General features: G+C 47.8%; 20 protein-coding genes and 1 tRNA gene. 13 read left to right on the top strand and 8 right to left on the bottom strand.

The features are described from left to right. Positions 1 to 47 precede the first annotated feature (47 nt). Together ABCW45_RS03560 and ABCW45_RS03555 are read left to right on the top strand one after the other, a co-directional pair. Positions 48 to 824, top strand: a complete 777-nt coding sequence (locus tag ABCW45_RS03560; RefSeq protein ID WP_343220287.1) for a threonine/serine exporter family protein — start codon at positions 48 to 50, stop codon at positions 822 to 824. After that, positions 821 to 1,267, top strand: coding sequence for a threonine/serine exporter family protein (locus ABCW45_RS03555; protein ID WP_343220286.1), 447 nt, complete (start codon positions 821 to 823; stop codon positions 1,265 to 1,267). The genes ABCW45_RS03560 and ABCW45_RS03555 overlap by 4 nt, the downstream gene beginning before the upstream one ends. A 48-nt stretch (positions 1,268 to 1,315) precedes the next feature. Here ABCW45_RS03555 and ABCW45_RS03550 read toward each other — a convergent pair whose 3' ends face one another. Further along, positions 1,316 to 2,263, bottom strand: a complete 948-nt coding sequence (locus tag ABCW45_RS03550) for a DUF5688 family protein (RefSeq protein ID WP_343220285.1) — start codon at positions 2,261 to 2,263, stop codon at positions 1,316 to 1,318. A gap of 353 nt (positions 2,264 to 2,616) precedes the next feature. On the opposite strand from ABCW45_RS03550, the gene ABCW45_RS03545 reads away from it, so the two are divergent. After that, positions 2,617 to 2,955 (top strand): cupin domain-containing protein, encoded by a 339-nt coding sequence (locus tag ABCW45_RS03545; protein WP_117472088.1) that lies wholly within the window; start codon positions 2,617 to 2,619, stop codon positions 2,953 to 2,955. 195 nt (positions 2,956 to 3,150) lie between these two features. Here the strand turns inward: ABCW45_RS03545 and queA are convergent, their stop codons facing one another. Then, positions 3,151 to 4,176, bottom strand: a complete 1,026-nt coding sequence (queA, locus tag ABCW45_RS03540) for a tRNA preQ1(34) S-adenosylmethionine ribosyltransferase-isomerase QueA (protein WP_120040223.1) — start codon at positions 4,174 to 4,176, stop codon at positions 3,151 to 3,153. Positions 4,177 to 4,409: 233 nt separating this feature from the next. Here queA and ABCW45_RS03535 point away from each other — a divergent pair, with 233 nt between their 5' ends. The 5 genes from ABCW45_RS03535 (at position 4,410) to metA (ending at position 9,322) form a co-directional block, all read left to right on the top strand. After that, positions 4,410 to 4,991 (top strand): cysteine peptidase family C39 domain-containing protein, encoded by a 582-nt coding sequence (locus ABCW45_RS03535; protein ID WP_117503506.1) that lies wholly within the window; start codon positions 4,410 to 4,412, stop codon positions 4,989 to 4,991. A gap of 221 nt (positions 4,992 to 5,212) precedes the next feature. Continuing rightward, a tRNA-Arg gene (locus tag ABCW45_RS03530) sits at positions 5,213 to 5,284 on the top strand. A 171-nt stretch (positions 5,285 to 5,455) separates the two neighbouring features. After that, the gene (locus ABCW45_RS03525) at positions 5,456 to 6,469 is read left to right on the top strand and encodes a pseudouridine synthase (RefSeq protein WP_165859951.1); all 1,014 of its coding nucleotides are present in this window, start codon (positions 5,456 to 5,458) and stop codon (positions 6,467 to 6,469) included. Continuing rightward, entirely contained in the window at positions 6,445 to 8,412 is a 1,968-nt protein-coding gene (gene ligA / locus ABCW45_RS03520) for an NAD-dependent DNA ligase LigA (protein ID WP_343220284.1), read from the top strand. The genes ABCW45_RS03525 and ligA overlap by 25 nt, the downstream gene beginning before the upstream one ends. Continuing rightward, entirely contained in the window at positions 8,402 to 9,322 is a 921-nt protein-coding gene (gene metA, locus ABCW45_RS03515; protein WP_117470784.1) for a homoserine O-acetyltransferase MetA, read from the top strand. Before ligA ends, metA begins: the two co-directional genes overlap by 11 nt. Before the next feature lie 136 nt (positions 9,323 to 9,458). Here the strand turns inward: metA and ABCW45_RS03510 are convergent, their stop codons facing one another. The 5 genes from ABCW45_RS03510 to ABCW45_RS17895 all read right to left on the bottom strand — a co-directional run bounded on the left by ABCW45_RS03510 (position 9,459) and on the right by ABCW45_RS17895 (position 13,503). After that, positions 9,459 to 10,655 carry a M20 family metallopeptidase gene (locus tag ABCW45_RS03510; protein WP_343220283.1) on the bottom strand — a complete coding sequence of 399 codons (1,197 nt, stop codon included), beginning with the start codon at positions 10,653 to 10,655 and terminating at the stop codon, positions 9,459 to 9,461. Positions 10,656 to 10,682: 27 nt separating this feature from the next. Then, positions 10,683 to 11,528 carry an amidohydrolase family protein gene (locus ABCW45_RS03505; protein WP_343220282.1) on the bottom strand — a complete coding sequence of 282 codons (846 nt, stop codon included), beginning with the start codon at positions 11,526 to 11,528 and terminating at the stop codon, positions 10,683 to 10,685. 84 nt (positions 11,529 to 11,612) lie between these two features. Continuing rightward, complete coding sequence (locus ABCW45_RS03500) at positions 11,613 to 11,849, bottom strand: hypothetical protein (RefSeq protein WP_343220281.1); 237 nt, start codon at positions 11,847 to 11,849, stop codon at positions 11,613 to 11,615. Continuing rightward, the gene (locus ABCW45_RS03495) at positions 11,818 to 12,870 is read right to left on the bottom strand and encodes an amidohydrolase family protein (protein ID WP_343220280.1); all 1,053 of its coding nucleotides are present in this window, start codon (positions 12,868 to 12,870) and stop codon (positions 11,818 to 11,820) included. Before ABCW45_RS03495 ends, ABCW45_RS03500 begins: the two co-directional genes overlap by 32 nt. 321 nt (positions 12,871 to 13,191) lie before the next feature. Beyond that, the gene (locus ABCW45_RS17895) at positions 13,192 to 13,503 is read right to left on the bottom strand and encodes a DUF3899 domain-containing protein (RefSeq protein WP_165859949.1); all 312 of its coding nucleotides are present in this window, start codon (positions 13,501 to 13,503) and stop codon (positions 13,192 to 13,194) included. A 254-nt stretch (positions 13,504 to 13,757) separates the two neighbouring features. On the opposite strand from ABCW45_RS17895, the gene ABCW45_RS03490 reads away from it, so the two are divergent. The 5 genes from ABCW45_RS03490 (at position 13,758) to ABCW45_RS03470 (ending at position 19,823) form a co-directional block, all read left to right on the top strand. Beyond that, entirely contained in the window at positions 13,758 to 15,554 is a 1,797-nt protein-coding gene (locus tag ABCW45_RS03490) for an ABC transporter substrate-binding protein (RefSeq protein WP_117567405.1), read from the top strand. A 151-nt stretch (positions 15,555 to 15,705) separates the two neighbouring features. Then, on the top strand, positions 15,706 to 16,656 hold the full coding sequence (locus ABCW45_RS03485; RefSeq protein WP_117470807.1) for an ABC transporter permease: 951 nt from the start codon (positions 15,706 to 15,708) through the stop codon (positions 16,654 to 16,656). Beyond that, positions 16,656 to 17,804, top strand: a complete 1,149-nt coding sequence (locus tag ABCW45_RS03480) for an ABC transporter permease (protein ID WP_343220279.1) — start codon at positions 16,656 to 16,658, stop codon at positions 17,802 to 17,804. The genes ABCW45_RS03485 and ABCW45_RS03480 overlap by 1 nt, the downstream gene beginning before the upstream one ends. A 17-nt stretch (positions 17,805 to 17,821) precedes the next feature. Beyond that, the gene (locus tag ABCW45_RS03475; protein ID WP_117470790.1) at positions 17,822 to 18,859 is read left to right on the top strand and encodes an ABC transporter ATP-binding protein; all 1,038 of its coding nucleotides are present in this window, start codon (positions 17,822 to 17,824) and stop codon (positions 18,857 to 18,859) included. Continuing rightward, positions 18,852 to 19,823, top strand: a complete 972-nt coding sequence (locus ABCW45_RS03470; RefSeq protein WP_015553589.1) for an ABC transporter ATP-binding protein — start codon at positions 18,852 to 18,854, stop codon at positions 19,821 to 19,823. The genes ABCW45_RS03475 and ABCW45_RS03470 overlap by 8 nt, the downstream gene beginning before the upstream one ends. Before the next feature lie 79 nt (positions 19,824 to 19,902). Here ABCW45_RS03470 and ABCW45_RS03465 read toward each other — a convergent pair whose 3' ends face one another. Beyond that, positions 19,903 to 20,916, bottom strand: a complete 1,014-nt coding sequence (locus ABCW45_RS03465; protein ID WP_117470791.1) for an asparaginase — start codon at positions 20,914 to 20,916, stop codon at positions 19,903 to 19,905. Positions 20,917 to 20,985 lie beyond the last annotated feature (69 nt).

The following is a 20,985-nucleotide window of genomic DNA, read 5'->3' as shown; positions in this document are numbered from 1 at the left end:
TTATATAGCGGTTATAAAAATAAAAGGGGTTAAAAAAGGGGTAATAAATGAACGAAAAAACACTGCTGGAAGCTGTGGTGCTGGCGGGGGAGCTCATGCTTGTCAGCGGAGCGGAGATCTACAGGGTGGAAGACACCATGAATCATATGCTGAAACGATCGGAGTACGAACAGACGGAAACGATCGTATATGGAACGGGAATCTTTGTCACGCTGAGCGATCCAAATAAGGAACCACTGACCCGCGTCAAGCGTGTTGCGGCCAGATGCACCAGCATCAACCGGATCTGCCTGGTAAACGATGTATCTCGCCATTTCTGTGAGGGAAAGATCACGGTGGAGGAGGCGTTAAAGCAGCTGCAGGAGATCCAGGCACCAAAGACGGTCCAGTATGACTGGCTGACTCAGGGACTGGGATATGTTGGTGTTTCGGCGTTCTTTGCGCCTATGTTCGGCGGCTCCCTGGGAGACTTTCTGGCGGCAGCGGTAGTTGGTGTCTGTCTTGCAGTTGCCGTATGGATTGGAAAAACCTTGAAATTCAACGATTTCTGCTTTAACGCGTTTGGAGCGTTTGTGCTTGCGTTTTCAGCCATGACGATCTGCCATTCTTATCCGGTACTGAATTCAGATACGATTATCGTCAGCGCTGTCATGCCGCTTGTCCCGGGAGTAACGTTTACAACGGCGATCCGTGATACCTTAAACGGGGACTACGCAGCCGGATCCGCCAGAATTCTGGAAGCGATCGTTGTGGGACTTGCAGTTGCGTTTGGAGTTGGTGCGGGACTTCTTGTAGCCCGCAGCATGGAAGGAGGACTCTTATGATCATACAGGTATTCAGCGCGTTCTGGGCGGTCGCGATGTTCTCCATTCTGACGGAGACTCCGAAAAAGTTCCTTCCGTACGCGGCTTTTTCCGGCGGATTTGCCTGGTGGGCATATTTAATAATCAATAATCTGACTCATTCAACACTCCAGGCCGCATTCTTTTCGATCCTCGCGGTAGCGTTTCTGAGTCATATTCTTGCCAGGATCAAGAAAGCACCGGTGACGGTATTCCTCATCGCAGGAATCCTTCCGTCTGTGCCTGGAGCAGGAATCTACCGTACAGTATATTACCTGATCCAGGGAGACCAGACGCTTTCAACCCATTACTTGATCTCGACGCTTCACACGGCAGGCGCGATCGCTCTGGCAATCTTTATCACAGATTCTGTTGTCAACCTTGTGCATCTTTATCATGAAGGAAGTCATGCGAGACGAAATTGAATGGCTGGTTGACGGCGGTAGAATGTGTACAGCAATTTTTGTCTGTACTTAAACACATGTAGCCGAGTCTGCGGAAGAACTACAAGGAGATTCCGTAAAGATCTGCAGCTTATCCGTTTCCCTGCGATACAGATACATGTTATCAGAGAGAAAGTCTTCCGGCTGAATCGATTCGCGGTTGACATTTTTGATCGTATTGCAGAAGACATGATAGTCATGTTCCGTAAAATTTTCTGAATCAGCGATGATCAGAACCTCGTGGATACTGGATGGAAGGATGAGAAGATCACTTCCAAACTCGTCCGCGAGGTCTTTTAATTTATCAGGATAGAGGACGCAGGCGGCGCCGTTGTGCGCAGCATCGTTCGTGAGGACATAGAGCGTCGGAACAGGGCAGTCTTCGGGTACAAAGTCGGTAGCTCCGGGGAAATATTCCTTGATCACCGTTTCAAGGCGGCGGAAACTTGCAGAAAAAATCCGAGGTGTATTTTCTTTTGCGAGCGCAAAAAGTTCTTCCGCTGTCACATTCCAGGAAGCAGATACCGTGTTCGTGACGACAGAGCTGATCTGGGTCTCACCTTCAGATTCGATGATCAGGGAGAAGATCACCGCGAGATCCAGGAAAGGGATCCAGGGAATCGTTTTTAACAGCTCCTTATTTTTATCGCGAGAGATAAGCCGCCAGGTAATCTGGTTTCGGAATTCCTCAAAGTTGTTTAAGGAAGTGAGACTTGTCACGGAAACAGGAAGCTGTGTGTCGGTGATCGATATCATATATTCACAGAGTTCTGCCAGTGTGCGGCCTTTTTCAAATTGTTCATACAGCATCTCCAGGGAGATCACGGGGGAACAGTGTTTCTCCGATCTTAAGAGAGCCAGGGAATCAAGCACAACGCCGTTGTTTTTGAGCACACGTTCCCTGTGGATCGAGTAGCTGGTGTCCAGCCTGTTAAAAAGTTCCTCCTGCAGTGCGGCACAAAATTCTTCGTAGTTCATTGTAATACCTCCTGATGTGTTTTTAGATCGATAGATTTGTTTTCTTGATTTGAAGAATAGAAATTAGAATGTTTTTTGCAGCGGCCCGGCGGGAAGCGGATATTCATACTGCTTAGATTGGCCCGGCTAAAAATCAGGATGCCGGGCAGCCACGGGACGTAAAATGAAAGGATAGGTGTATTTTACCGAAATCCTGTTCGAAAATCAATCGTGATGATTCACAAGAATCGCCCTTTGAAATTGACATGCAGACAAAAAACAGTTGTATTTACAACATACAAAAGGGAAATATCGTGGTAAACTAAAATTACGAGACGGGTCATGGGAAGATCCGGGTGGAAAGGAAAAGAAAAATGGCTTTTATTAAAAATATTGATCATGAAACGGTTTTAAATCTTGCAGACCAGATCCACGCAGAACCGGGGCAGATCGTCAGCAAGACTCTCGCCCAGAACAAGGCGGTCAGCCTGACATTATTCGCGTTCTCCAAAGGCGAGGAAATCAGCACCCACGACTCCATCGGCGATGCCATGGTACATGTGATCGAGGGCACCGGTCAGTTTACTGTGGACAATGTAGAGCATATCTGTAAAGCCGGAGATGTTCTCGTGATGCCGGCGAAAAAGCCGCATGCGGTATTCGCGAAGGAAGATTTTAAGATGCTTCTTACGGTGGTATTTCCGTTAGATTGATACTTGAGTATACAGATTAAGCGTTCTTATATGCTTTAATGAGAGATGTTACCGCCTTTTATACTGGTGACAGAAAGATAAAAAACCCCCGGTGCAGCCACACTGGGGGTTTGCTTTTTGTCACTCGAACAGAGGAGTCACATCTCTTTAGCCGATTGGCATTTTATCATATGTAAAATATAAATTCAATATACATTAGTGAATAAACATTGCATCTCCAAAACTAAAGAACCGGTACCGCTCCTTGATCGCCTCCTGATATGCATTCAGGATGTGTTCCCGTCCTGCGAGTGAGGACACGAGCATGACAAGCGTGGATTCCGGAAGGTGGAAGTTTGTGATCAGGCAATCCAGGATCTTAAACTTGTATCCCGGATAGATAAAGATCTCAGTCCAGCCGCTTCCGGCTTTCAGGATCCCGTCATCGCCGGTTGCAGATTCCAGGGTACGGCAGCTCGTGGTTCCAACGCAGATCACACGTCCGCCATTTGCCTTTGTATCGTTGATCTTCTTCGCCTCGGACTCTTCTACGATATAGAATTCAGAGTGCATGTGGTGCTCTTCGATAGTGTCAACCTTTACCGGGCGGAAGGTTCCGAGACCGACATGGAGAGTTACATGAGCGATCTTAACACCCATCTCCTCGATCTCCTGCAAAAGTTCTTTTGTGAAATGCAGTCCTGCTGTCGGAGCGGCCGCAGAACCCTCGTTCTTGGCATATACAGTCTGATAACGGTTTTTATCCTTTAACTGGTGTGTAATGTATGGCGGGAGCGGCATCTGGCCGAGCTTGTCGAGGATCTCCTCGAAGATTCCGTCATATTCAAACTGGATCAGGCGGTTTCCCTCATCGACCACATCGATAACTTTTCCCTTTAAAAGTCCGTCACCGAAGGAAACTTCTGCGCCAACTTTCATCTTCTTGCCCGGTTTTACAAGGGTCTCCCAGACATTGTCGGATTTTCTCTTTAAAAGGAGAACTTCGATTCCTGCGTCAGTTCCAATCTTATGTCCCATGAGACGTGCCGGGATAACTTTTGTGTCGTTGATAACGAGGCAGTCACCCTTTTTCAGGTACTTTAAAATATCGCGGAAATGGCGGTGTTCCATCTCGCCGGTCTTTTTATCTAATACAAGCAGCCTGGAAGCAGCGCGGTCCTCAAGCGGATCCTGCGCGATCAGTTCCGGAGGCAGTTCAAAGTTAAAATCTGTTACATTCATTTTTCTATATCTCCTGTTTGTGCGTTCTTATCAAAAAGTTCCATGCCATTGTAGCAGAATCGGGAAGAAAAATCAATGAGGTGCGCCGGAATATGGGAAAATCGGTGATGATCCGCAAAAGGTGCGGGAAGCAGCCGGGAAATAAAAAATACATCTTGTCGTTTTAAGATTCCAGTGGTACGATAGGAAAATCAAAAGCATGGTATATGCGGCAATCGGAAGGAGCAGTTGCAATGAAATATATCAATCAGTTAGAACACAGAGATATCCCCTATGAACATAATTTAGACCACGGCGGAGTGCCGGAGGAAAAGCGGAATGTGGCTGCGGCAGGCTGCGGTCCGAGCTGCCTGTGCATGATGGTGGATGCGCTGACTTTGTCGACCTATGAACTTACAGACTGCCTGAAATTATCCAATGAGGTTGGCGCAAACCGTGAGATCGGAACGAGCCTGAAGATCCTGGGTCCCGTCGTTGCGGAAAGGTTTAACCTGAATTATGGGGAAACGAGTGATCTGAATGAACTGAAGGCGCATCTGGCGAAAGGCGGACTTGCCATCGCAAATTCCGGCGGTGACCGGGAAGGATATACCGGGGTGTTCACTCATGGAGGACATTACATCCTCGTTGTATCGGCTGATGACAATGAGGCGTGCATTCTGGATCCGTCCTATAAAGAAGGAAAATATGAGGAGCCGGGCAGGGATGGAAAAGCGAGAGCCGTAGATGGCTTTGTTTACTGCAGCCTGAAAGTTCTTGCGGAGGACTGCGCAAATCGTACTCCGTCCTACTATCTGTTTTCAAGAAAGCATTAAAAACATGAAAAGCGCGGCAGTCTGGAAATGGAAAAACAGTGCCCCTGGAACTGCCGCGCATTCATGCGAAGATGCAGATCATCGCAAGCGACCGCGCGGGACTCTTGAAGGTGCCAGGACGCATTCATCCTTCGTTTAGAAAAATTGAGTGAAAAAATATACAAAAAAATAATTCTCATCCCCTTGCATGAATCAGAAAATTATTGTATACTATTAGAGATGCATCTGTAGCTCAGTGGATAGAGCAGTGGCCTCCGGAGCCGCGTGCGTAGGTTCGATTCCTATCAGATGCATTTTCTGATGTCCCGGGATACCGGGGCAGTGAGACAGGAAAGCGTCTGCCAGATCTGGGAAATGTCCCGGACTGACAGGCGTTTTTTTCTTGCATTCGCCCCTCAGAAACGATATAATGGGCGAAAGGATAAATTTTGGATCATAAATTATGAATAAAAGGGAGAAATAGATTGGAAGGAACGATTCGTTTAAATAAATATCTGAGTGATGCCGGAGTCTGCTCAAGAAGAGAGGCAGACAGACTTGTGGAGGAAGGGAAAGTTCTTGTGGACGGCGAAATTGCCGTGATGGGAATGCAGATACGGCCGGGACAGAAGGTGGTCTGTGACGGAAAGCCGGTGGGCGAGAAGGAAAAACCGGTATTTCTGATCGTGAATAAGCCGAGGGGAATCGTCTGCACGACTTCCGACAAGGATCATGCAGAAAATATTGTGGAATTTTTAAATTACCCACAGAGGATCTACCCGGTGGGACGTCTCGATAAGGACTCCGAGGGACTTCTCCTTATGACAAATCAGGGAGACATCGTCAACAAGATCCTCCGCGGCGGAAATGCCCACGAGAAAGAATATGCGGTAGCTGTCAATCACCCGGTGACAGAAGAATTCTTAAATCAAATGTGTGAAGGCGTCCGGATCGAGGATCTGGATGTGACCACGAAGCCGTGCCGTGCCTGGAAGACCGGAAGCCATACCTTTCATATCGTCCTGACTCAGGGCTTGAACCGCCAGATCCGCCGGATGTGCCGCTCGCTTGATTACCATGTGATGAATTTAAAGCGTGTGCGTATCATGAATCTTCAGCTGGGTACATTAAAGCGGGGAGAGTACCGGGAACTGACGGAAAAAGAGCTGGGTGATCTGATGCGGATGGTGGAGGGTTCCACAAACCTTCCGGCGCGAGAAGCTGCGAAGGCCGGAAAGCTTACGGATCCAGCGAGAAGAGAAAGAAAACCGGCGAACTCCGGATATCAGGGAAAGAAGAACGACAGAAAGCCGTTTGAAAAGGGCAATGACAGAAAACCATTCGAGAAGAAAAACGGAACCGGAAAAGTATGGAAAAATGTCCGTAAGGACGGGGAAATAAAGCCGGAAAAGAAAGCCCCCGCATCTCCGGAAAGCTGGAAACCGGGTGCGCCGGAGCGCAAGGAGCATAAAATATGGACGACAAGATCAAGAGGATGAAGGAGCTGATCCCGCTTCTTTCCGAGGCCGCAAAGGCCTATTACCAGGAGAGCCGCGAGATCATGAGCAACTTTGAATATGACAGGCTTTATGATGAACTCCTGAAGCTGGAACAGGAGACAGGGACTGTGTTCGCAGGAAGTCCGACCCAGAAAGTAGGATATGAGATCTTAAGCGAACTCCCGAAGGAGCGCCATGAACGGCCGATGCTGTCATTGAATAAGACAAAGAGTGTGGATGAACTGAGGGAATGGCTTGGAAACCAGACGGGGCTTTTATCCTGGAAGATGGATGGACTTACCGTGGTGCTGACATACGAGGATGGAGTTCTTGCGAAAGCGGTCACCCGCGGAAACGGCGAGATCGGTGAGGTCATCACCCCAAATGCCAGGACCTTTATCAATATTCCGACAACGATTCCCTACAAAGGACAGCTGATCCTGCGCGGTGAGGCGGTGATCAGCTATTCGGATTTCGAAAAATTAAATGATTCCATCGCTGATGTGGATGCGAAGTATAAGAATCCGAGAAACCTCTGCAGCGGCTCCGTGCGCCAGCTGAACAGTGAGATCACGGCATCCAGAAACGTCCGGTTTATGGCGTTTGCATTGGTGAGGGCAGATGGAGTTGACTTTAAAAATTCAAGAAAAGAGCAGTTTTTGTGGCTTTCCAGTCTGGGATTTGAGACGGTCGAGTTTGTAGAGGTGACGGCGGAGACACTTTCCAGTGCAGTCCGCGGATTTGCGGAGAAGATCGAGCATTACGATATCCCGTCGGACGGTCTTGTGCTGTTATATGATGATATCGCCTACGGACAGTCCTTGGGGCGGACTGCAAAATTTCCGAGAGATTCCATCGCTTTTAAATGGGCGGATGAGATTCAGGAGACGACGCTTTCCTACATTGAATGGAGCGCGTCGCGGACAGGACTGATCAATCCGGTTGCCGTGTTTGAGCCTGTGGAGCTGGAAGGAACTACAGTAAGCCGCGCCAGTGTCCACAACATCAGCATCATGGAAGGGCTGGAGCTCGGTGCAGGAGACAGGATCACGGTCTACAAGGCGAACATGATCATTCCGCAGATCGCGGATAACCTGACAAGAAGCGGTGTCCGTGATATCCCGGCGACCTGTCCGGTATGCGGCGGAAAGACGGAGATCCGCAATCTGAACGATGTGAAGTCCCTCTACTGTACGAATCCGGATTGTCAGGCGAAAAAGATCAAGAGCTTTGATCTGTTTGTGAGCAGGGACGCGTTGAATATCGACGGTCTCTCCGAGATGACGCTGGAGAAGTTTATCGCAGCGGGATTCATCCATGAATTTGATGATATTTTCCATCTGGACCGCCATCGTGACGCTATCGTGACGATGGAAGGTTTCGGTGAAAAGTCTTATGAGAATCTCATAGCGGCTGCAAAGACCGCGTCCCACACCACACTTCCGAGGCTGATCTTTGGTCTCGGAATCGCGGGGATCGGTCTCGCCAACGCGAAGGTGATCTGCCGGCATTTCGATTTCAATCTGGATGCCATGCGGAAGGCTGGCGCGGAAGAGCTGTGCTCTATTGATGGAATCGGCGGCGTGCTTGCGGATGCGTGGGTGACGTACTTTAAGAATGACAGGAACAACGAGACACTGGATCATTTGCTGGCAGACCTTACGTTCGAAAAGGAAGTCAGGAACGAGGAGCAGACATTAGCCGGGAAGACCTTTGTGATCACCGGTTCCGTGGAGCGTTTCGCGAACAGGAAGGAGCTTCAGGAAAAAATAGAAGCTCTGGGCGGAAAGGCTGCCGGTTCCGTATCAGCAAAGACCAGTTATCTGATCAACAATGATGTGACATCCAATTCGTCAAAGAATAAGAAGGCAAGAGAACTTGGCATTCCGATCCTTTCCGAAGCGGATTTTCTGAAGATGATAGGAGAAGAAAATGCCGATTAAAATACAGAATGGATTGCCGGCAAGAGCGATCCTTGAGAGCGAAAATGTATTCATTATGGACGAGGACCGCGCGGAGAGCCAGGATATCCGTCCGTTAGAGATCCTGATCTTAAATCTCATGCCGTTGAAGGAGGACACGGAGACCCAGCTTTTAAGAGCTCTGTCCAATACACCTCTGCAGGTGGAGTGCACTTACATGACGATGTCCACCCATGAGTCCACCCACACCTCAGCCAGTCACTTAAATAAGTTTTATGTGACATTCCCGGAGATCAAGAAGAAACATTTCGACGGAATGATCATCACCGGCGCACCGGTGGAGCTGATGGAGTTTGAGGAGGTCAATTACTGGGAGGAGCTGACCCGGATCATGGAGTGGAGCAAGACCCATGTGACATCCACCATGCATCTGTGCTGGGGAGCCCAGGCCGGACTTTACTATCATTACGGAATCCCGAAACACTTACGGAAAGAAAAACTTTCCGGTGTGTATACACAGAAAGCGCTGGATAAGCGTGTTCCGTTACTCCGAAGTTTTGACGATTACTTTAAGTGCCCGCATTCCCGCTATACAGAAGTGTGGGAGGAGGATATTTTAAAGCACCCGGAACTCCGGATCCTCGCTAAATCCGATGAGGCAGGCGTCTTCCTTGTCATGAACCAGGACGGAAGCCAGATCTTCGTCCAGGGCCACCCGGAGTACGACCGTATGACCTTAAACAACGAGTATCACCGCGACCTCAATAAAGGCTTAAATCCGGCACTCCCGGTCCACTACTATGAGCATGATGACCCGTTCTCTGTTCCACCGCTTATGTGGAGAAATATGGCGAACACGCTGTATACGAACTGGCTGAACTACTACGTATATCAGGTGACTCCGTATACGCTGGAGGAGGACACGGAGTAGAAGGTTCGAAATCCCTTATTTTATGCGGGATTTAGGATCTTAAAGTTTCAATAAGTCCCCTATTCACGGAGAAATCCGCAGATAGAGGACTTATTTTGCCTTTCTGTCTTTCTTTCAATTACTGGGATGGGATTCGTTACTTTTCATGATATCGTTCCGGCACCTGTGCATCATGGTAAGCGTTGATCTCATCACGGAATTTGCTGTCTTCCAGAATATCCAGGGCAGTCATGGCCAGACCCTTGGCTCCCTTCAGGCAGATTTCATCGGCTTGCGGTGAGGCGGCTGCGTCTGCATAAGCTTTTGAGTGACTTTGAATCGTTTTATCATCAGTGATCGACAGATAATCGTGGATTGCCGGAATTTTAATCGAAACATTTCCGATATCGGAAGAACCGTACAGTTTTCCCGGTGTTGGCCAGGTCATGTGAATTCCGAGAGACTCCATATTATTTTTGAAAGCTTCGCACATAGGCTTATTCGGGTAGCGTTCCGCGTAGATCGGTTCTACAACCACCTCTGCCTTGGCTCCGGTCAGGGATTCTGCCCGTTCAATGCTGGATTTCACGAGATCAATAAGAAACTCAATTCGTATCATGGTTTCCGCTCGGAGATTAAATTCACACCGGACGAGTGCAGGAATGACATTGGCAGCTGTTCCACCTTCTAAAATAACACCGTTGATATTATCCTGAATCTGGAATGTGGGACGCATCAGATCAATCTGGTTGAATACATGGATTGCAGCACTGAGCGCGTTAATCCCGTTCGAAGGTGCAGAAGAGTGGGCTGCTTTTCCGTGGAAAACGACGCGGATGGTTGTGGCAGCGCGTCCCCCTCTTCCTACAAGATTCGATCCGCCTCCTGACGGATTCATCATAAGCGCATAATCGGTATCATGAAAACCGCCGCGCTCTAAAAGAATCACTTTACCGGCACCGCCTTCCTCCGCAGGGGTGCCAATAATGGAGATTTCCCCATCATAGTTGTCCATGAGAGCGGCAAGACCGGAAAATGCACCGACAGCACAGGTCGCAATAATATTGTGACCGCAACCGTGGCCGATTCCGCGAAGGGCATCATATTCTGCGAGAAACGCGATTCTCGGTCCTGCATGCTTTCCTTTTTTTACTGCTTTAAAAGATGTGTCAAGTCCGCAATAAGGGGTTTCAACCTCGAACCCATGGCCTTCTAAAAATGTGCGGATAAATCCTACAGCCTGATGTTCCTGGAATCCCAGTTCCGGATGATCATGGATCTGATGGGAAAGTGTCAGAAGTTCATTTTGCATCTTGTCAATGGTCTCAATAATTTTTAACTTATTCTGATTCATAGGGAAATACCTCCTGCAGGGTAAGAGCTATTTTTGGTATACGACTTTTCCTTCGATCAGAACCGTAGAGGCGGAGGAATAGTAGTCTAGCGGATAGCCGTCCCAGATGACGATATCGGCATCTTTTCCAGGTTCCAGACTGCCGACTCTCTGGTCAAGTCCACAGAAACGGGCTGCGTTGATGGTGGCAGATTCCAGAGCTGCCATAGCAGTAAGCCCTTTTTTGTACATGAGTGTCAGATGAATCGCAGCCAGCTCAATATTCATTCGCGGATGAGCGGTGGATGAGGCAAAGGTAATGCCGTGTTCCTCAAGTACAGAACCAACGATAGGGTCACGGTAGCGGCTTTCATTACTTTTTTGTCCATAAGATGGGCCGACCACGCAGTTCACCTGATGTTTTTTTAGAATATCCGGAATCAGCCAGCTTTCGGTACAGTCTTCCAAGATATAATTGAGTTCGAATTCCTCGGCAATGCGAATGGCGGTGGTCATATCATGGCTTCTCTTTGCGGTGATCTTGACAGGCATCCCATCAAACACGCGCATGAGGGAATGAAGCTTCATGTCGAATTTCGGCGGTTTCCTGGATGGATCCGCTTCGGACAGTTTCCAGAGCGTGTGGTAATTTTTTGCTTTCATCAATGCTTCACGGATCAGAGCGGCACTGGCAAGCCTTGTTTTTGGGGCACGTTTGCTGGAATAGGTCGTTCTGACATCATCCGTTAGGCACATGTGAAAAGCAAGCTCAGGCACCATCGTCATTTCGGAGACTGTTTTACCGGAGGTCTTGATAGCGGCACATGTTCCGCCGATGAGATTTGCATCTCCGGGGCAGGTGACTGCCGTGGTGACTCCGCCGGCAAGTGCCATTTGAAAGCCCTCATCGGCAGGATTGATGGCGTCTAACGCACGGAGCTGCGGAAGAATTGGATCCGTGGACTCATCGGAATCATCTCACTCAAAACGAAAGACCTGTTCGCGCACTCCTAACTGACAGTGAGGTTCTACAAACCCCGGAGTCACATAGTGTCCGCAGGCATCGATACTGACATGTCCTACATTATATTTGCTCACGGCGTTATCACAGATATCGAGAATCTTTCCATTCTCCACAACCAGATCTTTTTTTTCTTCGTAGATTCCGGCCATATTGATCAGATTACAGTTTCTGATAATCAACATTGCTTTCACCTGCCTTTCTCCTGTATGCAATCTGACCGTCGATGATAACGATACCGGCCTGACTCAGAGTTGCCAATGGTTCTACGTCCCAGATCACGACATCCGCATCTTTTCCAGGTTCCAGACTGCCGACACGGGAGTCAATGTCGGTAATGATGGCGTTATTGATGGTGAGACATTTTAAAGCCATTTCCCGGGAAAGTCCGTTTTTGACATAGAGAGCAGCCTGCAGAAGCTGACCTTCAATCGGAACGAAAGGCGCATCAGTGATCAAGCCGAACGTGATTCCGGCGTTCTCCAGAATCTGCCCTGCTTCAAAAGTTTTATTTCTGGCTTCGATTTTTCCTTTTCCTCCTACGGTAGGACCGAGAAGGCATTGAACATGATTTCTCACAAGTTCATCGACGATCAGATAGCCGTCGGTGCAGTGTTCAATGGAAAAACGAAGATGGAATTCATTGGCGATCCGGATTGCAGTTTGGATATCATCCGCCTGGTGTGCATGAATCTTGACACGCATACCGTCGAAGACCCGCATTAAAGAATGCATATGAAAATCGAATGGAAAATCAGGGTCCTCTCCGTGTTCCTGATAGTTTCTATAGTATTCCTTCGCTCGGAAGAGTTGTTCCCTCATAATGGCAGCACTCATCATTCTCGTTTTTGGTGCCATGTTCCTCCTGCCGTAATTGACTTTTGGGTTTTCACCGAGGGCCATCTTCATGCAGATTTCCTGACAGATGACGCGGGAGTCGGGATTTTTTCCGGCGGTTTTTCCGGCTGTGAACGTTCCTCCTATAATATTGGAACTTCCGGGGCCGGTAACGACCGTAGTAACGCCGTGACGAACTGCAACGTCGAAGGTGGCGTCATTCCATTTCAGAGCGTCAATTCCGCGGAGTCCGGGAAGAGCTGGACTGGTATTTTCATTTCCGTCCATTTCCGCGGAACTGGCGGTTCCCCAGAGTCCGATATGGCAGTGGGCGTCCACGAGGCCTGGAGTCACCACTCTTCCGGCAGCGTCGATCACTTCGCAGTCCGCGGGAACAGGACCTACGTTTCCTACCCGGGATATTTTTCCGTTTTCGATTAAAAAAGAGCTGCACAGCGAACATCGGGCTGGCAAAGAACGCAGATTTCGATTAGGTTGATTTACAGAAAAAAAAACGGGTGAATCAACCTAATCGATTTTTTTGTGCCGGAAAATAGAAATGAGACTTCGGAAATGCGGAAATTACCTTGTCAGCAATATTCTGAAAAGTTATAATGAATGCAGAAATGAATTCAAAACAATAATAATACGCATGAATTGTTTGATAATTCATTAAAACACAAAAATATGCAAAGTTTTCTACAAGGTACAGAGTGTCAAAAACAGCGACAGAATGAGATATAAGCTGCCGGCCAGAACCGGTCCCGCACAGGATGGAAATACGTTCCTGGAATTGCGGTATTCGTAGTAGGATCCGAGTTCAGGTGTGGAAGCCGGGGCAATCTTCTCATTTTCTTCTTCAAATTTTTCATGGTGTTTCCCGTACTTCCAGAGTTTTCGATGGCTGTAAATAAACAGGTCAAAGGTTCCGAGATTTTTAACAAATCGGAGACCTCCAAAGATAAGGGGAAAGAAACTGGCAAGAAACAAGGAGTTGATGAGTCGGTTCATAAAAAAAGAACTGTGACTGAAAATAAAATAGAGAATTCCAATGACTCCTCCAATTAGAAGATGAGTCAGAAAACTTTTCCGGAACGATGATGACATAAGGGACCATCCTTTCGCTGAATTGATGTCGTGCATATGGAATTTATTATAATGAGATTCATATAAATGTCAACAGCTGGGAGAAATTCCAATGGAATGAAAATGGGCGAGATGGAAGGCCTGTTTGGAGGTCCTGAAATAAAAAAGGAGGAAACGATATGAAGAGAAGGACAATTGCAGCATTGTTAGCATGCACGATGGTGATCGGAACCCTTGCAGGGTGCAGCAGCGAACCGAAGAACCCGGGAGACTCCGATACAACGGTTACTGAGACAACGGCGGCAGAGACAACGGCAGCTGCACAGACAGGACCGAAAGTATTTAACGACTATATGACGACGGATATTGATACATTAAACAGCCATATCTACACGTTAAGTGCAAGTTCGGATGTGATCAACCCAACAACACTTCTGCTGTATCGTCAGTATCCGACCGCGGACGGAAAATCATTTGAGTATATTCCGGAGTTGGCAGAAAGTGAACCAGAGCAGGTAGATGCGGATGGAAAAATCTGGCAGATTAAGATCCGTGAAAATGCGAAATGGGAGAATGGAGATTCAATCAATGTGGATGATGTGATCTATTCCTTCCAGATGTGTCTGGATCCCCTTATGGTAAATAACCGTGCATCCCAGCTTGCAAGTGATTATATTACGATCACAAAGGCTACAGATTATTATCTTCAGGGGACAGAAAACAAAGTCTCCTGGGACGAAGTGGGAATCAAGAGAAATGGCGATTATATGCTTGGCCTCGAGTTAGATGCTCCAGTTACAGCAGCCGATATCAAGAGTCATTTCAACTATGTATGGACCAACCTGGTACATAAACCGACGTATGAGGCCGGTATGAATGAAGACCGGACGAAGACTTCATATGGTTCCACGGGAGACACTTATAAGAGCTGCGGAGCTTATATTTTGACAGAATGGGTACCGGGTTCCGTTTTCAAAATGAAGAAAAATCCGGATTATGTTCTTGCAGACCATATCAAATTGGATGAATATGTTTATAAAGTTGTAGCAGACAGAAATACAGCGCTTGAGCTTTACTTAAACGGAGAACTGGACGAAGTCGCATTAAGCCCGGAGGCGATTGAACAGTATGTGGATGATCCGAGCATCAAGGTAGCACCGGCAACCTCCATCCAGACCATTACGATTAACCACGGAAATACTAATAACAATGGAATCCTTGGAAATCTGAACTTCAGAAAAGCGTTGTTCTATGCAGTGGACCGTCAGAGCATTGCAAAAATGACAAATGGAATTCCGGCTAATTATCTCGTTGCGAGCAAGTGCCTTGGTCTTGACGGCAAGACATTCCGGGAAATGCCTGAATCACAGGAATATCTGACCGAAAATCTCGGGTATGATCCGAAACTTGCCAAGGAGTATTACGACAAGGCGATGGAAGAATGTGGACTTACCAGTCTGACCCTGACCCTTCAGTACAATGAGACGAGTGCCAACAATAAGGCGGCATCTGAGTTCTTACATAAATCTTTCCCGGAGATCTTTGGCGACAGCTTTACTCTGGAGCTGATGGCAGCTCCGAGCGGTGTCTTAAACTCCTACATCAAGGGATGGAAAGATGGAGATCCGAACAGCTTTGAACTTCAGTGGAGAGGATGGAATACCAGTACACCGGCACCGTGGAACGGACTTAAAGTTTACACCGGCATGTATTCGAACAAGAACGAACCATATTACAATGATGAAGTGGATGCACTTTGGGAAAAAGCCAATTATGATCTGGAAGCAAAAATGGATTCGGCATACCGTCTGGAACTGACAAGGGAAATCGAAAAGATCGTGCTTGATGAAGTAGCAGCCTGCCCGGTATACGAGGCACCGAGCTACTATCTGATCAATCCGAAAGTCATTCTCCCATCGGATGTATACATTCCGGGTTACGGATTTGGTTTCACGATCAGTGATAAAGAAGTATAACCGATGACGGGAACTGAATGAACCTGCAAACATCTGCCTGCCGGATACTGCGAGCCGGCAGGCGGATTTTATGCTGACGGAAGTGATCGGGCGGCGAAAAGGAACCGATGGGCTTTACAGGAATCGCAAAAGGAAACTCGGAGGGAATGATATGGCAAAATACATTATGCAGCGAATTCTGGCAATGTTAGTAACTCTGTTTATTATCATTACCATCGGCTTCATGGTGATCCGCCTGATGCCGGGCGGAATCTTCGATGATGCCGTAGATATGACATATGAGCAGAGGACAGCTCTGGAAGCAAAATATAATCTTGATAAGCCGATCCCGATCCAGTATGCAATGTTCTTAAAGGGACTTGTTCTGGAAGGCGACTGGGGAACATCTCTGAAGATGTATGTCAATGTTCCGGTGTGGGATGTGATCAAGACAAAGATTCCGGTCACACTCTATATTAACTTTTTTTCACTGATCATATCGCTTCCATTGGGGATTATCCTCGGAATTGTGGCGGCAATCCGGAAAAATACGATGACAGACTATCTGATATCGTTTCTGGTCGTCATATTTATCTCAGTTCCATCCTTTATCTTCGCCACCCTGCTTCAGTATTTTGTGGCATTTAAAGCGGGATTATTTCCGATCATTTACGATGCTACGGCATCCGGTTGGGATAAATTTTATTGCCTGTTTCTTCCGATCATGGCCCTGTCTCTAGGACCGATCGCCCGTGTGACAAGATATCTGAGAGCGGAACTGGCAGAGACCATCAACTCAGATTTTATGCTTTTGGCAAAGACGAAGGGACTCACGGAACGTCAGGCAACGATCAACCATGGAATCCGAAACTCCATGCTTCCTCTTATGAATATCATTGTGCCGATGTTTACAAGCATTATGGGCGGAAGTCTTGTAATCGAGACCATTTTCTCGATTCCCGGTATGGGCGGTATTATGGTAAAGTCCATCAATGCGCCGGACTATACGGTAACGCTGGCGGCCCTGATCTTTTATTCTGTGGTATCTCTTGTGACTGTACTCATCGTGGATCTTTCTTACGGGATTGTTGATCCGCGTGTAAGGATGGGAGGGAAGAAATAATGGCAAAATTTTACTCTTCCGCTGTACCGGAATATCAGGCTGACAAAGAACAATTTGAATTTGTCCAGATGAAGGATGACATTGCGGATGTGACATTCCAGGATAAGCCGATTGGCTTTTTTAAGGATGCAATGCTGCGTTTCTGCCGGAGCAAGGTCTCCATTGTAGCGTTTGTAGGAATCGTGATCATTCTGTTCATGGCAATCTTTATGCCAATGATGAGCCGCTGGCACTACAATGACCAGGATCTGAACCGAATCAATCTTCCGCCCAAAATGCCGGTTCTCGAGAATGTTGGAATTCTGGATGGAACCCGATGGCTGACGAATCGACGTGTGGACAGCCTGGAAGATACAACACGTTATCCGGAAGGCAGCATTCTGAAAGTCATCAACTACCGGAAGGTCCAGGGCGCGGATATGTGTGATATCAAAGTGGATTACTACAAGTACTGCGGTCTTGAGGATGGAACATATTTCTGGATGGGGACGGATTATCTCGGCCGTGATCTGTGGGTACGAATGTGGCGAGGTGCCCGTGTTTCCCTGGTAATTGCGTTCATCTCGGTAATCTGCAATGTTTTTATCGGTATTGTCTATGGCTCCATTGCGGGATATTACGGCGGAAAGATCGATATGGTTATGATGCGCATTACCGAGATTATCGGTGCATTCCCGGAGATTGTAGTGGTAACATTATTTATCCTCTTTTTCGGAACCGGCATGCTGTCAATTATTCTTTGCCTTGTCGTACAGAACTGGATTGGCACAGCCCGAATGATTCGCTCCCAGTTTTACCGTTATAAAGGCAGCGAATATGTGCTTGCGGCCAGAACACTCGGCGTGAAAGATATGGCACTGATCTTCCGGCATATTCTGCCGAATTCCATTGGGCCAATCATTACACGTGCCATGATTGCAATTCCGGGAGCTATTTTTACCGAGTCTTTCCTGGCATATATCGGACTTGGCATCCGTGCACCGGAAAGCTCGATCGGTGTCCTTTTATCCCAGGGACAGAAGATCATGCAGCAGTATCCGAACCAGGTGTTTTTCCCGGCAGTTGTGATTTCTCTGCTGATGATCGCATTCAACATGCTGTCAAATGGTCTGCGTGACGCATTTGATCCAACCCAGCGCGGTGCATAAGGAAAGGAGCGAATGGTATGGAACCTATTTTAAGTGTAAAAGATCTTTCTGTTTCCTTTCAGGCGTTCGCAGGTACGGTTCATGCGGTTCGTGATGTCAACTTTGACTTGATGAAAGGTGAGACACTGGCGATTGTAGGAGAATCCGGTTCCGGAAAATCGGTTACGATCAAAGCAATTCTTGGAATTCTTGCAAAGAACGGCCATATCGACAGCGGCTCGATTCTGTATCAGGGCGAAGATATGGCGAAATATAAGGAAAAAGACTTTTATAAGATCAGAGGAAAACGGATCTCACTGGTGTTCCAGGATCCTCTGTCAGCACTGAATCCGATCATGAAAATAGGAAAACAGATCTCAGAGGCGCTGATCTTAAGCGGATCCATTGAAAAGTCAAAGGCGAAGCAGAGGGCCATCGAATTGATGGAAGCCGTTGGAATTCCGAACGCGGCAGAGCGGTATGAGGCATATCCGTTCCAGTTCTCTGGCGGTATGAGGCAGCGCATTGTCATTGCAATTGCCCTTGCATGCAATCCGGAGATCCTGATCTGCGATGAGCCGACGACAGCTCTCGATGTGACGATTCAGGCGAGAATCCTGGAGCTGATCAATGATATGAAAAGAGAGCACGATCTGTCGGTAATTTTCATCACTCATGACCTCGGCGTGGTTGCCAATATTGCAGATCGTGTATGCGTTATGTATGCCGGACGGATCGTGGAAGTGGGAACCTGTGAAGATATTTTCTACCATCCGGCGCATCCGTATACCTGGGCACTGTTGTCTGCAATGCCGGATCTGCACACGGAAGAGACCCTATATGCAATTCCGGGTGCTCCGCCTAATATGCTTCATCCGCCGAAAGGGGATGCATTTGCAGCGAGAAATAAATACGCGATGAAGATTGATTTTGAAAAAGAACCGCCGTATTTTAAAATTTCCGACACCCACTATGCTGCTACATGGCTTTTACATCCGGATGCGCCAAATGTAGAGATGCCGGAGATTTTGCAGCACCGCATCGCCAGGATGAAGGAGGAGGCGGAACATGGATAATAAAAAGATGAATTCGACAGGTGTTGAGGATCATATTCTGGATGTGGAACACCTCAGCATGTATTTTACAACAAAAAACAGAGGAAAAAAGTCTACAGTGAAAGCGGTGGATGATGTATCCTTTTATGTGAAACGCGGGGAGACGTTCGGACTGGTTGGTGAGTCCGGCTGCGGAAAAACAACGACAGGCCGCACGATTATTCGGCTGTATGATCCCACCTGGGGAACTGTGAAATTTAACGGCATAGAAATCTCCGGAAAAATGGACAGGGAGCTTCATAAATATATTACCGATCATATTGCCATGATTTTCCAAGATCCGATCGCATCTTTAAATCCGAGAATGACAGTACAGGAGATTATAGCGGAAGGATTGAAAATTCGAGGGGTGAAAGACCCGGAAGAACTGCAGAAAAGGGTGATCGCGATGCTGGAACATGTGGGGCTTCAGGCAGAACATGCATCCCGATACCCCCATGAATTTTCAGGAGGACAGCGCCAGCGCATCGGAATTGCAAGGGCGCTGATCGTGGAACCGCAGCTGGTGATCGCAGATGAGCCGGTTTCAGCTCTCGATGTCTCTGTGCAGGCACAGGTGATCAATCTGCTAAATAAGCTGAAACAGGAAATGGGACTGACAATCCTGTTTATTGCGCATAATCTTTCCGTCGTCAAATATTTTTCCGACCGAATCGGTGTGATGTATTTCGGAAAGCTGGTTGAGATGGCGGATTCCAATGAGCTATTTAAGAATCCGCTTCATCCGTACACCAAGGCACTGCTTTCTGCCATTCCGGAGCCGGATCCGCTCAATGAGAAAAAACGCGTAAAAATCCATTACGATCCGGAGATTCATCATTACGGTGAAGGAAAACAGCCGTCCTATCACGAAGTAAGTCCGGGACATACGATCTATTGTTCGGACGAAGAGTTTGAAGAGTATAAAAAAGAGTGGAAAGCATAATTCCGGACGTTATTTAAGAAGCCAAAAAGACTGCATGTCCGTTTGTTGGTATGCAGTCTTTTAAAATGTTTCAATCGTATTACCGTCTTCCCGTGTTCCACAAAATATCATGATTGATGGTCTCATAGAACATCTCCCGCACCTTATCATGATCCCTCGTCTGCCCGAGGATCCACATGAGTTTGGTGACGGTGGCCTCCAGGGTCATATCGTAGGATTCGATGAGACCGAAGGCGTTTTTGATTTTCTGGCCGACCTCGTAGACGGACATGTTGCTGCCTTCCTGAGTGACCTGGGTGGTCATGACAACAACTTTTCCCATAGAGATCCATTTTTCGATGGAGCTATAGAAATCGCCGGATTCATAGGACGGAAGACCGCCGACACCGAAGGATTCGATGACGACTGCGTCGTAATGCTCTGCCATATAGTCGAGGAGGCTGGAGTCCATGGACGGGATCAGCTTTAAGAGGCTGACCTGGCTGTCCATCTCGTGGTAGAAGCGGACACTCTCGCGGTCCTGCCACTTGTCGTCGATGTAGTATAAAATATGCTCGTCCTGGATCACGGCGAGGTACGGGAAGTTGATGCTGGAGAAGGCGTTGTAGCTCTTGCTGCGCTCCTTTTTTCCACGTGTTCCCGCGATGACTTTTCCGTCAAATACGATGGTCACGCCGTGGGCACGTTCGGAGGCGGCAAAACGCAGGCTGTCCAGAAGGTTTGTTCTCGCGTCCGTCACGTCAAGGTCGATGGGCTTCTGGGCACCGGTGATGACGATGGGCTTGCTGGAGTGCTGGACGAGATAGGACATGGCAGCAGCGGTGTAGGCCATCGTATCGGTGCCGTGGCAGATCACGAAGCCGTCATAATCGTCATAATTCTCCTCCAGGACCTGGGCGAGCTTCAGCCAGTGCTTCGGGTGCATATTCGTGCTGTCGATGTTTAAGACCTGCACCGTCTCCACCTCGCAGAATTTTTTCGCATCCGGTACATAAGATAACAGTTCATCGCCGGTGAGGAGCGGTGTCAGACCGTTTTCACCTCTCTTGCAGGCGATCGTTCCTCCCGTTCCAAGCAGCAGAAGGTGTTTCATGGTTTTTAAATCCCCTTTCGTTTGCAATCATCTCACATATGGTTTATAGTATAACACAGGAGGATTCAG

This window comes from Pilosibacter fragilis (assembly GCF_032490495.1).
In the GTDB taxonomy this organism is placed as follows: domain Bacteria; phylum Bacillota; class Clostridia; order Lachnospirales; family Lachnospiraceae; genus Pilosibacter; species Pilosibacter fragilis.
This window is presented reverse-complemented; position numbering and strand designations above follow the sequence as displayed.

Bases quoted from the DNA above. Each gene is read 5' to 3' on its own strand.
- ABCW45_RS03560 (WP_343220287.1), top strand. From the start codon at position 48: ATGAACGAAAAAACACTGCTGGAAGCTGTGGTGCTGGCGGGGGAGCTC.
- ABCW45_RS03555 (WP_343220286.1), top strand. From the start codon at position 821: ATGATCATACAGGTATTCAGCGCGTTCTGGGCGGTCGCGATGTTCTCC.
- ABCW45_RS03550 (WP_343220285.1), bottom strand. From the start codon at position 2,263: ATGAACTACGAAGAATTTTGTGCCGCACTGCAGGAGGAACTTTTTAAC.
- ABCW45_RS03545 (WP_117472088.1), top strand. From the start codon at position 2,617: ATGGCTTTTATTAAAAATATTGATCATGAAACGGTTTTAAATCTTGCA.
- queA (WP_120040223.1), bottom strand. From the start codon at position 4,176: ATGAATGTAACAGATTTTAACTTTGAACTGCCTCCGGAACTGATCGCG.
- ABCW45_RS03535 (WP_117503506.1), top strand. From the start codon at position 4,410: ATGAAATATATCAATCAGTTAGAACACAGAGATATCCCCTATGAACAT.
- ligA (WP_343220284.1), top strand. From the start codon at position 6,445: ATGGACGACAAGATCAAGAGGATGAAGGAGCTGATCCCGCTTCTTTCC.
- metA (WP_117470784.1), top strand. From the start codon at position 8,402: ATGCCGATTAAAATACAGAATGGATTGCCGGCAAGAGCGATCCTTGAG.
- ABCW45_RS03510 (WP_343220283.1), bottom strand. From the start codon at position 10,655: ATGAATCAGAATAAGTTAAAAATTATTGAGACCATTGACAAGATGCAA.
- ABCW45_RS03505 (WP_343220282.1), bottom strand. From the start codon at position 11,528: ATGGCACTTGCCGGCGGAGTCACCACGGCAGTCACCTGCCCCGGAGAT.
- ABCW45_RS17895 (WP_165859949.1), bottom strand. From the start codon at position 13,503: ATGAACCGACTCATCAACTCCTTGTTTCTTGCCAGTTTCTTTCCCCTT.
- ABCW45_RS03490 (WP_117567405.1), top strand. From the start codon at position 13,758: ATGAAGAGAAGGACAATTGCAGCATTGTTAGCATGCACGATGGTGATC.
- ABCW45_RS03485 (WP_117470807.1), top strand. From the start codon at position 15,706: ATGGCAAAATACATTATGCAGCGAATTCTGGCAATGTTAGTAACTCTG.
- ABCW45_RS03480 (WP_343220279.1), top strand. From the start codon at position 16,656: ATGGCAAAATTTTACTCTTCCGCTGTACCGGAATATCAGGCTGACAAA.
- ABCW45_RS03475 (WP_117470790.1), top strand. From the start codon at position 17,822: ATGGAACCTATTTTAAGTGTAAAAGATCTTTCTGTTTCCTTTCAGGCG.
- ABCW45_RS03470 (WP_015553589.1), top strand. From the start codon at position 18,852: ATGGATAATAAAAAGATGAATTCGACAGGTGTTGAGGATCATATTCTG.
- ABCW45_RS03465 (WP_117470791.1), bottom strand. From the start codon at position 20,916: ATGAAACACCTTCTGCTGCTTGGAACGGGAGGAACGATCGCCTGCAAG.